The organism is Bacillus paramycoides (genome assembly GCF_001884235.1).
GTDB lineage: Bacteria > Bacillota > Bacilli > Bacillales > Bacillaceae_G > Bacillus_A > Bacillus_A paramycoides.
On the sequence record NZ_MAOI01000075.1, the window covers coordinates 116610 to 132231 of the forward strand.

Annotated in this window: 14 protein-coding genes and 1 pseudogene; 7 read left to right on the plus strand and 8 right to left on the minus strand. The window is 36.7% G+C overall.

Translation table 11 applies throughout. The features are described 5' to 3' along the window. Positions 1–173: 173 nt before the first annotated feature. The gene (locus BAU28_RS15930; RefSeq protein WP_071719096.1) at positions 174–1010 is read right to left on the minus strand and encodes an alpha/beta fold hydrolase; all 837 of its coding nucleotides are present in this window, start codon (positions 1008–1010) and stop codon (positions 174–176) included. A 429-nt stretch (positions 1011–1439) separates the two neighbouring features. On the opposite strand from BAU28_RS15930, the gene ycaC reads away from it, so the two are divergent. The 5 genes from ycaC to BAU28_RS15955 all read left to right on the plus strand — a co-directional run bounded on the left by ycaC (position 1440) and on the right by BAU28_RS15955 (position 6897). Continuing rightward, a complete protein-coding gene (gene ycaC / locus BAU28_RS15935; RefSeq protein ID WP_029953068.1) occupies positions 1440–2084 on the plus strand; it encodes an isochorismate family cysteine hydrolase YcaC in 645 nt (214 codons plus the stop codon). A 197-nt stretch (positions 2085–2281) separates the two neighbouring features. Continuing rightward, entirely contained in the window at positions 2282–2926 is a 645-nt protein-coding gene (locus BAU28_RS15940; RefSeq protein WP_025150507.1) for a hydrolase, read from the plus strand. Then, on the plus strand, positions 2923–3516 hold the full coding sequence (locus BAU28_RS15945) for an antibiotic biosynthesis monooxygenase (RefSeq protein WP_071719097.1): 594 nt from the start codon (positions 2923–2925) through the stop codon (positions 3514–3516). Before BAU28_RS15940 ends, BAU28_RS15945 begins: the two co-directional genes overlap by 4 nt. Positions 3517–3529: 13 nt before the next feature. Beyond that, positions 3530–5365 carry an amidohydrolase gene (locus BAU28_RS15950; RefSeq protein WP_071719098.1) on the plus strand — a complete coding sequence of 612 codons (1836 nt, stop codon included), beginning with the start codon at positions 3530–3532 and terminating at the stop codon, positions 5363–5365. A gap of 440 nt (positions 5366–5805) precedes the next feature. Beyond that, positions 5806–6897, plus strand: coding sequence for a low temperature requirement protein A (locus BAU28_RS15955; RefSeq protein WP_071719099.1), 1092 nt, complete (start codon positions 5806–5808; stop codon positions 6895–6897). A 181-nt stretch (positions 6898–7078) separates the two neighbouring features. On the opposite strand, the gene BAU28_RS15960 is transcribed toward BAU28_RS15955, so the two are convergent. The 3 genes and pseudogenes from BAU28_RS15960 to BAU28_RS15970 all read right to left on the minus strand — a co-directional run bounded on the left by BAU28_RS15960 (position 7079) and on the right by BAU28_RS15970 (position 10218). After that, positions 7079–7957: a LysR family transcriptional regulator gene (locus tag BAU28_RS15960; protein WP_071719100.1), complete on the minus strand. Its 879-nt coding sequence runs from the start codon at positions 7955–7957 to the stop codon at positions 7079–7081. A gap of 220 nt (positions 7958–8177) precedes the next feature. Next, a pseudogene (locus tag BAU28_RS30940) lies at positions 8178–8582 on the minus strand (MarR family winged helix-turn-helix transcriptional regulator). Positions 8583–9027: 445 nt separating this feature from the next. Beyond that, positions 9028–10218: an MFS transporter gene (locus tag BAU28_RS15970; protein ID WP_071719101.1), complete on the minus strand. Its 1191-nt coding sequence runs from the start codon at positions 10216–10218 to the stop codon at positions 9028–9030. Between the two features lie 370 nt (positions 10219–10588). Between BAU28_RS15970 and BAU28_RS15975 the strand changes: the two genes are divergently transcribed. Further along, positions 10589–11167: a TetR/AcrR family transcriptional regulator gene (locus tag BAU28_RS15975; protein WP_025150501.1), complete on the plus strand. Its 579-nt coding sequence runs from the start codon at positions 10589–10591 to the stop codon at positions 11165–11167. A gap of 339 nt (positions 11168–11506) precedes the next feature. On the opposite strand, the gene BAU28_RS15980 is transcribed toward BAU28_RS15975, so the two are convergent. The 3 genes from BAU28_RS15980 to BAU28_RS15990 form a co-directional block, all read right to left on the minus strand. Further along, a complete protein-coding gene (locus BAU28_RS15980) occupies positions 11507–12139 on the minus strand; it encodes a LysE family translocator (RefSeq protein ID WP_025150500.1) in 633 nt (210 codons plus the stop codon). Between the two features lie 328 nt (positions 12140–12467). Continuing rightward, positions 12468–12977 carry a phage tail protein gene (locus tag BAU28_RS15985; protein WP_071719103.1) on the minus strand — a complete coding sequence of 170 codons (510 nt, stop codon included), beginning with the start codon at positions 12975–12977 and terminating at the stop codon, positions 12468–12470. After that, positions 12964–13443 carry a GyrI-like domain-containing protein gene (locus tag BAU28_RS15990; RefSeq protein WP_071719104.1) on the minus strand — a complete coding sequence of 160 codons (480 nt, stop codon included), beginning with the start codon at positions 13441–13443 and terminating at the stop codon, positions 12964–12966. The genes BAU28_RS15985 and BAU28_RS15990 overlap by 14 nt, the downstream gene beginning before the upstream one ends. A 109-nt stretch (positions 13444–13552) precedes the next feature. Between BAU28_RS15990 and BAU28_RS15995 the strand changes: the two genes are divergently transcribed. Continuing rightward, positions 13553–14515, plus strand: coding sequence for a helix-turn-helix transcriptional regulator (locus BAU28_RS15995; RefSeq protein ID WP_071719105.1), 963 nt, complete (start codon positions 13553–13555; stop codon positions 14513–14515). A gap of 292 nt (positions 14516–14807) precedes the next feature. On the opposite strand, the gene BAU28_RS30440 is transcribed toward BAU28_RS15995, so the two are convergent. Continuing rightward, positions 14808–15622, minus strand: an 815-nt coding sequence (locus BAU28_RS30440; RefSeq protein WP_071719116.1) for an SLC5/6 family protein, incomplete at its 5' end; no start/stop codon positions are given.

A 15622-nucleotide genomic window follows, 5' to 3' on the forward strand; every position in this document is an offset into this window, starting at 1 on the left:
TATTTTTAAATAAAAAAACGTTATCTTTTCTTGCAACAATATAAAAAGATAACGTTTTTTCTTTACTATGATAAAAGTTGGATATTTAAGAGTGTAACTAATCGCTTACTAACAACCTTTTCAGAGAAGGTAAAATGCCCCTCTACTATCAGTTAACATCTATTCATTTGTAATCAGTCCTTTAGAAATGATAGCAGTGCTTCATTAAATTCTTTGGCATGTGTTGCATTTAACCCATGTGGACCACCCTTTATTAAAGCTACCTTAGAATTAGGAATTGCTTCATGTGTTAGCTTCCCACTATATTCAAATGGAACAGTTGCATCTGAATCACCATGAATAACAAGGGTAGGTATATTAAACTTGGCTAAATCTCCTCTGAAGTCCGTTTTGCTGAAAGCAGCAATACAATCTAGTGTTCCTTTAGGCGATGCACCCGCTGCAATATCCCTATTGTAAAGTCGGAATGGTTCACTGACTAAGTCAGTTCGATCTCCAGCAGCAAAAAATCCTCTCGTAAACTCATCAAGAAATGCTAGACGATCATTTTTTACTCCATTTTCAAATCCTTGAATTGCTGCATCATCTAATACTCCCTCAGGATGATCTACTGACTTGTAAAGAAATGGTGGTACAGCTCCTGCAAATACAGCCTTTTCTACTCTATTTGTTCCATAGTTTCCGATATAGCGAGCTACTTCTCCACCCCCCATTGAAAATCCGACCAGTGTGACATCTTGGAGATCCATATGCTCTAGTAACAGATGTAAATCAGTAGCAAACGTATCATAGTCATAACCGTTCCATGGCTGAGAAGATTTTCCGAACCCTCGACGGTCATAAGTTATGACTCTGTATCCAGCCTCAACGAGAGCAGGAACTTGGTATTCCCATGATCGACCGCTTAATGGCCAACCGTGAATTAGTACTACCGGCTTCCCTGTACCATGATCCTCATAATATAACTCAATAGGTGTTTGATTTTCGGTTCCTACAGTAATTTTTGCCATTCTTCTACCTCCAAAAATTATTTTGATATATTTCCTTTTCTTCAATAATCCAAATGAATCTCGTAACCTATTTATGCACGTTTATGTTGTGGACTCTAAGCATGAAACTCTATTGTTCCGATGAATTCATTTTCTGTTTTTGTAACAATTCTCCATCTAATACCTTTTTCATCATGAAATAATTGCTGAACATTCCTCATATTCAATTCTAATAACAAAAATAGGTGACTATCAATATTGTTCTATCTATAGGATGTATAGGTAAAACCAATCAATTTTATGGTAAAAATAACTATAGTTACCACCTATACAAATTATAGATAATTTAGAATTGATTAATGAATTGGTTTTCAAATACTATAAATTTGTATAGCGCTTCATGTTCTGTGAATGCTGCTATAACTAATATAACGAAAAGAGGAATACATAATGGCTGATCTCTATTCTCGTATTAACAAAGATGATGCTGTCGTTCTTTTAGTAGATCATCAAACTGGTCTTATGTCCGGACTAGTACGTGACTATGGTGTTGATGAATTCAAGAACAATGTTTTAGCTCTTGCTCACACTGCTAAGTTTTTTGATTTACCAGTTATTTTAACAACAAGCTTTGAAAACGGACCTAACGGACCTTTAATGCAAGAATTGGTTGATCTCTTTCCTCACGCACCAAAAATAGCTCGACCTGGACAAATTAACGCATGGGATAATGATGATTTTGTAAAAGCAATCGAAGAAACTGGAAAAAAACAACTTATCATCGCGGGCGTAGTTACGGATGTTTGCGTTGCTTTCCCGGCACTTTCCGCTATAAAAGCTGGATATGAAGTATTTGCTGTTACCGATGCTTCAGGAACTTTCAGTAAACAAGTTGCAGATGCTGCCAATACGCGTATGGCACATAGTGGCGTACAACTTATGAACTGGTTTAGCGTAGCGTGCGAATTACAACGCGATTGGCGCAACGATGTCGAAGGTTTTGGCAATTTGCTTGCTAGTAATCTTCCAGGTTATCAAAATATAATTGGAAGCTATAGGGGCGCTCAGCGAGATCTTAGTAAACAAAATGCATAAATTTATTCCTAAGAAATAGCTATAAATCACTTTTTTTAAAGTGGATAGTATAAATTTAGCGCTGAATTAATCAGCAATCTCTTTTAAATTAAACAGTATAACAAAGCTTTTATTTTTACGATTACAGTTTAAATTAACAGAAAATAAATTATTTTCAAGAACTTAATTTGAAACAATTAAAAAAGGAGCGTTTTATTATGAGTAATTTAGAATTGTTAAATCCTGAGAACAGTGCATTAATTTTGATCGATTTTCAGCCTCAAATGACTTTTGGAGTTGCAAGTATTGACAGACAAACATTGATGAATAACGTTATGCTGCTTGCTAAATCAGCAAAAACTTTTAACGTACCTACTATTCTTACTACAGTTGAAACACGCAGCTTTTCTGGTTATTTTTGGCCACAAATTCTTGACATATTCCCAAACCATGAAATTATAGAACGTAGTTCAATGAACTCTTGGGAAGATCCAAAATTTGTTGAGGCAGTTAAAGCAACGGGTAGAAAGAAATTAATATTTGCAGCACTTTGGACTGAAGTTTGCCTTGCATTCCCTGTGCTTGAAGCAATTAAAGCTGGCTATGAGGTTTATGCAGTTGATGATGCTTCAGGTGGTACTAGTTTGACAGCACATAACGCTGCTATGCGTCGTGTAGAACAAGCTGGTGCAATTCCAGTGACAGCAATTCAAGTTTTACTTGAATACCAACGTGACTGGGCACACAAAGACACTTATGATGCTGTTATGGAAATTGTGAAAGAACACACTGGCGCTTATGGTCAAGGCGTAGAATACGCATATACTATGGTGCATGGCGCGCTTCCAAGCAGGAAAATATGAACCAAGAAAGAGTAGCTGGCAGAGAAACTCATACAGTGAACACGATGGATGCTGGCGGTCCAGTAACAACGATTGTTATATGGGAAATTCAAGAAGGTAGAGAAAAACAGTTTGAAACATGGAGACATGAAATCGAAGCTGCCGCTACTAAATTTCCAGGGCATTTAGGCGTAAATCTAATAGTCCCCAATAACGGATCCAGGGAGTATACTGTTATTTTTCGCTTTGATACGTATGAGCATCTACGTACTTGGCAAGAATCAGATATTCGTCGAGAATTGTTAAAAAAGGCAGAACAATTTCAAGCCACTAATCCAACTTACAAAACTGAAAGCAGTTTGGCTTATTGGTTTGTTACTCCGAAAACGCCAGTTCCACCGCCAAAATGGAAAATGTCTATTGTTACCCTTCTGGGTGTATGGCCTCTTAGCATGTTGGTTCCTAAAGTGATAGGACCTATTATAAAAAATATGAATCCTATTATGTCAGCTCTTTTTGTTTCTGTATGTATAGTGTCCTTACTATCATGGGTAGTCATGCCGATTCTCGGTAAAACATTTCATCCATGGTTACATAATAATAGGAAGTAGATGAGGTGTGAACATGAATTTACCGGATATGATCTTATATAACGGAAAAATCACTACCCTTGACCCATCTCACCCTGAGGTATCGGCTATCGCCATAACTGATGGTTTAGTCACTGCAGTAGGTGGAGATGAGCTTCTTGATAGTGCCACAGAAAAAACCAAAAAAATAGACCTTAAAAGAAAGAGAGCTATTCCGGGCTTGAATGACTCTCATATACACGTCATTCGTGGAGGTCTTCATTATAATATGGAATTGCGCTGGGAAGGTGTGCCATCACTTGCTATTGCTCTGGAAATGCTCAGAGAGCAAGCAAGGCGTACACCTGCTCCTCAGTGGGTAAGAGTAGTTGGAGGTTGGTCTGAATTTCAATTTAAAGAGAGACGGATGCCAACTTTGGAAGAGATTAATGCTGTTTCTGAAGACACGCCTGTCTTTGTGCTACATCTTTACGATAGAGCACTGGTAAATCGTGCAGGGCTGCGTGCACTGGGATACACAAAAGATACCCCAGACCCTCCAGGCTGTTTAATTGAGCGGGATAAACGAGGTAATCCAACGGGGCTTTTAATTGCCAATCCTAACGCTTCTATTCTTTATTCAAGTTTGGGTAGAGCTCCAATACTTAATTTTGATGACCAGATTAACTCAACTCGCCATTTTATGCGCGAATTAAATAGATTAGGTATTACAAGTGCCATTGACGCAGGTGGTGGGTTCCAAAATTATCCTGATGATTACAAAGTTGTTGAACATTTAGCCGAGAAGGAACAATTAACTTTACGTATTGCGTATAATCTATTTACGCAAAATCCAAATCATGAATATGAAGACTTTGCTTCATGGGCAAAAATTGTTTCTCCGGGTCAAGGAAATGATAAGTATAAAATGAATGGTGCCGGAGAAATGTTAGTATTCTCTGCAGCCGATTTTGAAAAATTTCAAATGCCGAGGCCCGAACTAGCTACGATGATGGAAGCTGACTTAAAGAAAGTAATTTCTCTATTGGTGGAAAACCGTTGGCCATTCCGTTTACATGCAACTTATGACGAGTCAATAACACGTTTCTTAAATGTTTTTGAGGAAGTCAACAGAGAAATTCCTTTTAATGGTCTACGCTGGTGGTTTGACCATGCAGAAACAATCTCGGATCGTAGCATGGAACGTGTTAAGGCTTTAAATGGGGGTATTGCCATCCAAGACCGCATGGCTTTCCAAGGTGAATACTTTGTTGATTTATACGGAAAGGAAGCTGCAAAGCGAACTCCTCCGATTTATCGTATGCTAGACCTGGGTATACCTGTTGGCGCCGGTAGTGATGCAACCAGGGTTTCCAGCTATAACCCTTGGGTTGCTCTTTACTGGATGGTTGCCGGAAAAACTATTGGTGGTCTTTCGATATACGATGAAAAAAATAAACTTGACAGAAAAGTAGCCCTGGAACTATATTCCAAAGGAAGTGCGTGGTTCTCTGGTGACGAAGGTAAAAAGGGAACCCTTGCAGTAGGTCAGTTTGCTGATATTGCTGTATTATCTGCTGACTACTTTACTGTACCAGAAGAAGAAATCAAAGACCTTGAATCATTACTCACCATTATGGGTGGGCAGGTTGTTTATGGAAATGATGAATTTAAAAATTTATCACCTGAATTGCCGCCAGCATCACCTGATTGGGCACCGACGGGAGTTTATGGTTATGGTGGTGCTAACCTAGCCCACAATATACTTTCTCACGATACCCATGATCACAAATTACATAGTTGCAGTAACCCTCTCCATCAACACACTCATACCGTAATAGGAAAAGATGGAACTAAATGGGGTATTGGTTGTACTTGCTTTGCTTTCTAAGTCCGAACCACCGGTATAATGTCGGTGGTTTTCTTTCTACAATAAGGGTTTGGGGCCGAAGACGGAGCCAAATAGTAATGGTATTAAGATCATAATGGTAATATGGGCTCTGGTGCAAATAATATGTAGATTCGAAATAGCAGTGTATCCCTAACGTAATCTATTACTATGCGGTAAGACCGAAGAGTTGATTGATTAACTTGACTTGTTTTTGGCAGACTTCTCTCCTTGCAAAGCCTGCCCTTTTTATATCCGCTATCTTAATCTCCTATTTTATACCAAGGAATGCAAATAAGAAACCTGAAGGATTTGTTTTCTCTTGTTTTATTAAAATTGGAGTAATATTTAATAAAAAAGACTTACCTATTTTCTATATTATTCCTTCTTTCAATCACCACATATTTCTAGCGTACTATTAACTATAAGAAGGGAGTGCAGAAATGGAAGAAAAGAAAGTGACCTGGTTAGAACTCTTTTATGATTTGTTATTTGTGGCGGCGGTGACGGCTGCGACTCATGTTTTACTTCATGTTGAGGATGGTCATATCCATGCAGAGTATTTAGTAAAGTTTGTCTTAATTTTTATTCCGATCTGGTGGTCTTGGGTAGGGCAAACCATCTTTGTTAACCGGTTTGGAAAAGATTTATTTCATCAACGAATCTTTTTGATCCTGCAAATGTTTTTTGTCCTAATAATGACATCAAGCTTATCAGCTGATTTTGATCCTTATTATCTTTCTTTTTTAATTGGCTATATTGGATTAAGGGCCGTGACTGCAATCCAATATCTTGTTGTCCAGCGTATAGAAGAGGGAGCTCGAAAAAAAGCAGCACTCTTTTTAGGAAGATATTTTTGGATTGGAATCGGTATTTCATTATTATCCGTCTTTTTTGATTCTTGGATTCGATATGCTGCGTTGTATTTAGGAATTCTTATCGATATTATTGTCCCACTGCTTGGAAGAAAGTGTTTAGAAAAGGTTCCGACAAATACAGCTCACTTGTTAGAGAGATTTGGTCTATTTTCCATTATTCTCTTTGGGGAAGCTCTTATAAGCACTCTTGTGGTCATTCAACCTAAACAAGGAAATTGGGATTCAATAAGCTTTGCGATCATTTCATTTATCCTCATTATTTCGATGTGGTGGCAATATTTCGATAACATGGAGAAGAAACTCGACAAGTCTAGACAAACTTCCGGTCAAATTATAATTTACGGTCATCTGTTTATTTTAATGTCTTTGAGTATGGTTGCAGCATCCATTAGACTATTATTTTTACATGAGGTCTATTATTCTTTTATCCTATATTTTGTTTTTGGTTCTGTATTGCTCTATTTCCTGTCAACTACAATTGTTTTTCATCAATACAGGTTTGAACAACACCGTTTGAAAATTTATCATTTATGCTTGTTTTTAGGGATTTTAGCAATCTTTTTTGTTATAAATTTGATTGTAGTAGTACCAAATATTGTGATAATAGGACAATTAACTCTATTTTTTATCATCTATGCTAAATTAACAACTACATAAATAAAAGCATCAAATAAACCAGTATCAAACTATAATACTGGTTTATATATATATGTGTTGATAACTTTTACATTTGACATTAAATCCACTGCCTTTGACTTTAATGTAGGTCTCATCCCAAGATTTATAGATTACTTTCGATTTTTCTGATTTTTTCGTACTAGAATCATTAATGTTTCTATTATACTGATACTTTTTCAGGAACATTTAACTTCTGCATAAAGATACGTGCTGCAAAACTTAAAAATTTATCATCAAAGTGAATAAGATTAATATCTTGACTTGGTGTTGGATCAACAATACGAACTATGCTCAAGGAATCATTATTAACAAAATCAACCAGTGAGAGTGGTATTATGGCAACCCCATGTCCATTGCATACAAGGCTCAATAGAGAAATAGAAGATTTTGTTTCTATATTTGCTTCAGATAAAGATAACCCTAAACTTTCACAATATATCTTAATTGATTCACGACAACTACATGAAACCATTATTCTACTCAGCCCTGCTAATTCTCGAAAAGAAACAAGTGATTTTTCATTCAAAGGATGATTTTTTGGAATTACAAGGACGAGCTCTTCGCTATACAAAAGGGTGCTTGTTAATGTGTCTGGGATTTGAGCACTACGTGTGATCCCTATATCAATATTTTTGTCAATGATTTGATTTACAGCAACTTCTGATTCTATAATTTTTACTACGATGTTGGGATAATGTTGTTGAAACTTCATAATATAAGGTGTTAAATAAGTGAGATCTTCTAATAAACCTCCTATAGTAATCACACCTCTTTTTACACCCTTTAATTCAAAAATTTCATTATAGACCTCATCAAATTGTTGCATGATAAATCTCCCTTTATCAAATAGCAACTTACCTGCTTCTGTAATTTTGATACCTCTTCCAACTCGATGAAATAAAGGTGTATCAAGTTCACCTTCTAACACACGTATTTGTTGACTTAAAGTTGGCTGAGAAATACCTAGAACTTCCGCAGCTTTAGTAAAACTACCATTATTACAAACTTGAATAAAATACTCTAAATGACGTAATTCCATTCTTGATATCCACTCTCCTTTTTATGAAGGATTCACACTTAAAAGAACACTATGTATGCATTGGCTTAACAACTATCTTTCCTGTTTATATGAATTGTAATCCCATGATTTCTTTATTTTGGATACCATTAAATGACTACATTTATTGATTTCCCTCCCCTTATTTATTTAATTTATATTTAATTAGGATATTACTAGTTCGAGATATATGTCTGAAAATTTATAGTTCTCGCACGTAATATCCTAATTTTCTCAACTGTTCAATTACCACTTTTTTCTCACCAAAGCCTAAACCACCAAATATTTACCTAATCGCCTCTTTATGCTGAGGGAAAATAGTATCCATCAATTCAATGTCTTCTGAAGTAATTGACGCATACGTGACACAGCGGTCTTTAGGACATAGTTTTCTTATTAAGAACCTCTTCTTTTCCAACATCACAACTACATACGTAATACTGCTACTTGCAAGTAATAGTTTTTCTCCAATTTTTTTATAGGCTAATCGCCTTTACTGTATAGTAAGTAACTCAGGAACTGCAAATTCAGTTGGAATAAGTTCATAACTTTTTATATTTTCTTCAATACGCTTTGTGATTGATTATACTGCCCTTGGTAATACCAAAAATAACTTTCAAGATAAGTTCTCATCATAAATCATGATCATAATTACCAATCTTTTGCAAATTATCTTGGATTCGAGATTTATTATATTATCGTCGAAATATTATGTCAATAATTCACTTTAGTTTTATTAAACCGCTTATAATTTATTTCTCAATATGAGACATGTTGAATCGTAATAAACCAATTGTTAATATATAGATATCTCAATTACGTTATTTCTTTTAATGAGAGCTTGTTTTCTACCACAAGCTCTTTTTTATCATAGTCTAACTAGAGTTCAGACACATTTTACATGGTGAGTTTGGTCCCCTTTCAGCGATAGTGACAAAAAATCTGGCTCTGGCGCTAAAACCTCAAAACAATCGTAATTAATCTCTAAAGCTCGGACATACCAATGAATAAGCAGTCAGACGAATCCTGACTGTTTAAATTTGATTATAGAACTATTTCTCAGTGGCGAAATAAAGCAGTGCTATGGTCGGAAAAGCGATTCCCACCCATAATGCTGCACTCCATCCACCTGAGGCGTATGCCCATCCTCCTATAGAGGATCCAACAGCACCACCCAAAAAGAAAATAGCCATGAATAATCCATTTAAGCGACTACGAATTTCTGGCTCCAAAGAGAAAATCAAACGTTGACTTAGCACAAGGTTTGCTGATACTCCCATGTCTAGTAGAATAGCTGCAATTACTAGAATAGCTATTCCGATAGGCGAACTACTTTGAATAATGAGTGGTAATAATAAAGCTACGATGACAACAGTGAGAGCTATCCCAGTGGCGGGTCGTGTCCATCCAAGATCAGCTAAGCGACCACCTATCGGTGCAGCTATTGCCCCTGTAATTCCGACAAGTGCATATAGTGCTATAGCTGTCTGAGAAAAATAAAAAGTAGGACTAGACAATAATAACGGAACAGTGGTCCAGAATAAACTGAAAGTCCCAAATACACACGCATGATAAATTGCGCGACGACGTAAGATTGGAGTAATTCGCAGCAGTTGCCACATTGAACTAAGTAAGGCGATATAGTTTGTTCTTGTCGTTGGTTTCCTAGTAGGAAGTAATTTTGATAATATAATCGCCAAGACAACGATTACGGTAGCAGACAAAGCAAATATTGCATTCCACCCCCAGATATCAGCTACTAGACTTGATATCGGACGTGAAAGCATAATACCTAATAACAGACCACTCATGACATTGCCAACTACGCGACCGCGTGCCTCTTCCGATGAAAGGTATGATGCAAAAGGTACGAGCACTTGAGCCGCGACCGATCCCAATCCGATAAAGAATGAAGCTACTAAGAACAAGATTCCATGCTTTGCAAAAACAGTGGCAGTTAGGGCAACTGCACTTAGAAATAACAATATAACTATCAACTTTCGATTCTCAACAATATCCCCCAAAGGTACAAGAAATAGTAAGCCGACAACATATCCAATCTGGGTTAGCGTAACAATTAAGCCAGCGCTGCTATTAGAAAGCCCTATTACATTACTAATTACCCCAATCAAAGGCTGTGCATAATAAAGATTAGCCACAATGATACCACATGCAATTGCTAGAAGAATGGTTAACCCCCCTGAAATTTCCTTATTAATTGCTTGATTTTTAAAATTAGACATAACTAACTCCTCCTATACTTTTATTTCGAAATTACTAAATCATCTTGGCAAAAGCTTCTGCGATATTATCGGTCATTGTACTAAGTTGAAATTGAACCACTTTCAATTCTTCTTTTAAAAGGTTCAATTTCCCCACTCTTTCACTCCCTTTTTCTAAGTATTTTTTAGTAAACGATGTAACGAAGCTTTGGACTTCGCTGCATCGTTTACCATCACATAACTCCTTGTTAATTAATAAACTGAACGTTTAGTTTATTAATTAACAAAAATAATATACTAAACGTTCAGTTTTGTAAATGACCTATTTTACTTTTTATTCATATTAAGTATACTAAACGTATAGTTTATGTTCTTGAAAGGAATGATTAATGTGCAAGGAAAAAGAGGACGACCACGTAATATCGAAACCCAAAGGTCTATCCTTTCCGCATCCTATGAGTTATTGCTGGAAAACGGTTTTAAAGCAGTCACAGTCGATAAAATTGCAGATCGTGCTAAAGTTAGCAAAGCTACGATTTATAAATGGTGGCCTAATAAGGCTGCTGTGGTAATGGATGGTTTCCTTTCCGCTGCCGCAGCCAGATTGCCTATACCTGATACAGGCTCGTCATTTAATGATATCGTAATACACGCCACGAGTTTAGCAAGTTTTTTGACAAGTCGGGAAGGGACCATTATTAATGAGTTAGTAGGCGAAGGACAATTTGATTCAAAACTGGCAGAGGAATATCGTACTCGATATTTCCAGCCCCGTCGACTGCAAGCAAAGCAACTTCTGGAGAAGGGAATTCAAAGAGGAGAATTGAAAGAAAACCTCGATGTTGAATTAAGCATTGATCTAATTTACGGACCCATTTTCTATCGATTGCTAGTAACCGGTGAAAAGTTGGATGATTCCTATGTCCATCATTTAGTGATGAATGCATTTGAAGGAATCCGATTGACCTAAATAACATTAGAACAAACCTTTGTTTACCATGAAATTGCCGATTCTCCACTCTCTCGATATAAACCATCATAACCTTTCTTCACTTTAATATAGCTGAGCGATATCGACCATAGGAGAATCGAAGAGAACTTTTTGAATCTATACCTGACTGAGAAACTGGGTTTCCAATCATATTAATGGATGGGATTGTGTAACTTTAGAGAGTATTGAGGGATATTATATTATACGAAAACGCTAGTCAAAAGTAAAACCATACAGTAGGCTGGCTTTACTTTTGACATAATTTTTGTTTCCCTTACAATCGTTTTAAAAAGGTAGTCAATTTTTTTAGGGATGCTCTTACTGACGACGTTCAAAAGCAAGACGTACCGCAAGACCTGTCAAGACGCTTGCCATAAGCCAACGCTGCACTCGCAGCCACGTTGGGCGTGTGCCAAACCACTTGGCAACTCTACTTGCTGTAAACACAATTAGGAGATTGACGATAAAGCTAACCGTTATTTGCGTAAAGCCCAAAACTGCACCTTGTAGAAGTAACGATCCCTTCTCAGGATCTTCAAATTGAGGTAAAAGTGATACATACAAAATAGCAATCTTGGGATTCAGAAGATTAGTCATGAGTCCCATTAGAAATAATTTCCGTGGTGGCTCAATAGAAATAGTACGAGGTTCCATAATAGATGTAGCACCAGGCTTAATCGAATTCCAGGCGAGCCAGAGCAAGTAAGCGGCACCTGCCCACTTGACTGCTTCATAGACAGCGGGAACAGCAAGGAAAAGAGCTGTAAGTCCGAACATTGTTGCGATTATATAGATTATGAAGCCAAGCATGATACCCAAAAGAGAAATGAATCCTGCCATACGCCCCTGCGTAATCGAGCGAGAAATGAGATAAATCATGTTAGGCCCAGGTGAACAAACCATGCTAAGTGAAACAAGTGCAAAAGCTAGCAAAGTACTAAAACTGACCATGTATCTTCCCCCCTTTTATCTTACATAAATTTCTTATCGTTCATTTTATCACGAGTGTGGAGAGAAAAGATTAACATTACGTACTATTATCGGTAGCAAAGAAAAGGCAGATCCCTGCCTCTTTCTCTTTCTATGACTTTGTTCATTTTTATACATTCGGTTCTTATTTGTTACTGGATTAGCTGAGGTCTGTATAAAATCTTGCATGCACTTAGCTTAATAACACTGCACCCTATTTTGAACAATATAAAAAAAGCTAACAATTCAAGATCGTTAGCCACACCTTCCATAATCGCGCCTGTTAAAATAAAACAAACGACTAGGTTCTTCAACTTACACTATATTCTCCTTTTATTACAAAAAACGAACCCCTAATTGTTCCAGCTAATTTAGACTTCTGCCTAGCAAACTTAAACTTCTCTGCTAACTCCGTTGGTATCTCCATTCCTTCAGAAAGCTTAAATCCGACAGCCCGCTTCTTCGGGTTATCCAATGTATACATGACGTTGACTGCAAGACCATCCTCATAAAAGACGTAGGTAAATTTAATATTTTCCACTTGAAAACAAGATGTTTCTATAGGTTTCGCCGCAAACTCAATATTACGCTCTTCTTTCAAAATGCGGTTCACATAATCAAGATTCTCCTTACTTTTACTAGCTGGGACAACCGTAAATTCATACTTGTATTTGTTCATAAAGTAACGGGCCTCATGGGCACGTAAACCAGCAAGCGCTTCTGCTACAGGTGAAGACTCTAAGCCAGCTGTAGTTACATTTTTAAAATCAACGACGTTGGACAATTCTATCTCTCCTTTTAACTCTTTACTTCCTAACAACCGGAATCCACATTTCACCAAATACTAAGCCATTTCGCTGCCCCATCTCAACTGTTGCATTTGGCCCACCAACATAGGCAAAATCCTTTGCTTCTCGTAAGACTTGACCAAATGCAATACCAGTAAGCTTATTACTTAGCTCCTCAGCTGTCTTGCCTTCCCCTTTCACTACTAAGTATTCTCCCCTAGGAAACTGGATAACTCTAGATTCTTCTTGTATCGTTTCCTCTGTCATGACACCAGCATAATACATCATCTTGTTATTTACCGCTTCACTAACAGCAAAAATGTAATCATTTGTGGCTAAAGCTTTTAAAGTGTCCAACCTTCCATCTTGTTCGACGACCAACCAAAAGTCTGCCTTTTCCTTGTTTATGCCTGCAAAGTCTGTGTAGTGGCTCTTAAGTTCAGTTCCAATACCTAACACGATAAAGCTATCTTTTTCTTCTAAAGTATAATTTCCCATATTTAAAACCTTCCTCTTTTTTAATTAATCAAACGATTTCTCTTTTCATCTGATAAGTTTATAATATCCTTAAATCATGTCAAAAAATGATACTGTTTAGGAGACCAAAATGAAAAAAGTTGAACGGATTAGTACAATCATGCGGTATATTAATAACCGCTCCCACTTTACTATTTCTGAAATTATACAAGAATTTAACATCTCACGATCGACAGCTATTAGAGACATTAGAGAAATTGAAGCCATGGGAATGCCACTTGTCGCTGAAGTTGGAAGGGCTGGGGGATATTTTGTTATGCATAACTCTATCCTGCCCGTTGTTCGCTTTACTGATAATGAGGTTAAAGCTCTTTTTATTGCCTTTATGGCTACAAGAAATCAACAACTCCCCTATCTAAAGAGTCGTCAATCTTTAGCCGAAAAACTACTGGGACTCATCTCAGAAATCCAGCAGGATGACCTTGTTCTTTTAAATCAAATCTTGCTTTTTGAAGGGACTAATCCCCACAATCCCGACCTACTTGAGCTTTCTGACCTCCCCCACCCTATGTTAGAAAAACTCATCCAAATCCTTCTTTTGGATAGACATTTATTGATTACCCTAAAAGAAGAGAATGTGATCAAGTCTTATCCAATTTATCTACTACACCTTTATCAAGAAAAAAGCCATTGGATAATTGAAGGCTTTGATTTAAAGGAAGAAAAAAAGAAGATGCTCCCTGTCGATCATTTCATTAATGTCGAGCCCTATAAGACGAAAAAGAGATTAAGTAAGAAAAAGATTTTAGAAAAACTAAGTAAGAAAGACGAAGCAATCAACCTTGTACTTGAACTTGGTCCAAAAGCGATTGCCCAGTTCAAAAAATACCATCCTTTAAAAGTTTCTATTTCTTATACAAACCCTTATCAATCCACAGCCATTCTAAAGACGTTTATCAACGTTAACAATCTCGATGAATTAACGGAAATAACAAATTGGCTACTTTTCCTAGGTAAAGATATCAAAATCAAGGAAGTGCCTGAAGAAGTGTTTGAAGGTTTACAAGAGAGATTATGTTTATACTGTCCATAAGCAGTGACCAGTTAAACCAAAAATAATATTGAGTTCACCTAGTTTCCAGTTACTTCAATCCAAATACTTAATAAAAACATTTTATTCGCTACCGCTGCTTTAAACGCTCTTCTAGGAATAACGCCAACACAAAAAAGACATGAACTAATCTTAGTTCATGTCTTTTTATATTAGAGTTTAACCCTCATTAAATAGCTTGTTTAAGTTTCGAATGTGGATTTATCTTATCCATCATCTTTTTCGTTCTTTTTTCATATCCCACTATTTTTGGACTAGAACCAACAATAGTGAATTAGAATAATGACTTAATACTTGCTAGGACAGTAAGTATACCTATAACAATGACAAATACATTGCTCATTTTCCCTCTGTATTTAGCTAGTACTGGTACTTTACGGATCGCATACATTGGTAATATACATAAAATAGCAGCAACTAACGGACCGCTAAGGGCATCAATGATTCCAAGAATACTTGGATTTGCATAAGCAACATACCAGCATGTTAATACGACAAAAGTAAGAATCATTGTCTTAACTGTTTTTTCTCCTATATCTTTCCCACGTTTTTTACCGGACTTGATAATCATGTCACGCATTACCTCATACGCTCCTATATAGTGGCCAAGGAAAGACTTTGTAATAGCCACAAACGCAATGATAGGAGCTGCAATAGTGATTACAGGCGAATTAAGCTCATTAGCAAGATAGGATAGGATTGACAAGTTCTGTTCTTTTGCCATCTTAAGATCATCTGGAGTCAAACTTAAAGTACTGCTCCAAACAAAGAACATAACAACAACGAATGTCATGATATAACAAACTTTTTGTATTTGAGCACACTTGGCATCAGTAGCTTCTATTCCATACGTAGCTCTCTGTTTCATAACGAATGACGAAATCATAGGAGAATGATTAAACGAGAACACTATGATTGGTAGTATCATCCATATCGTTCCAAAATATCCTGTTCCTGTTGAAGCAGTAGAAACACTTGAAAAACTAAGCATTGACGTATTCCACTGTGGAATTAAAGATATTGCGATAAAAAGTAGAGAAGCTATGAAAGGATATACTAGCATGCTCATTATCTTTACAGTGATATCTT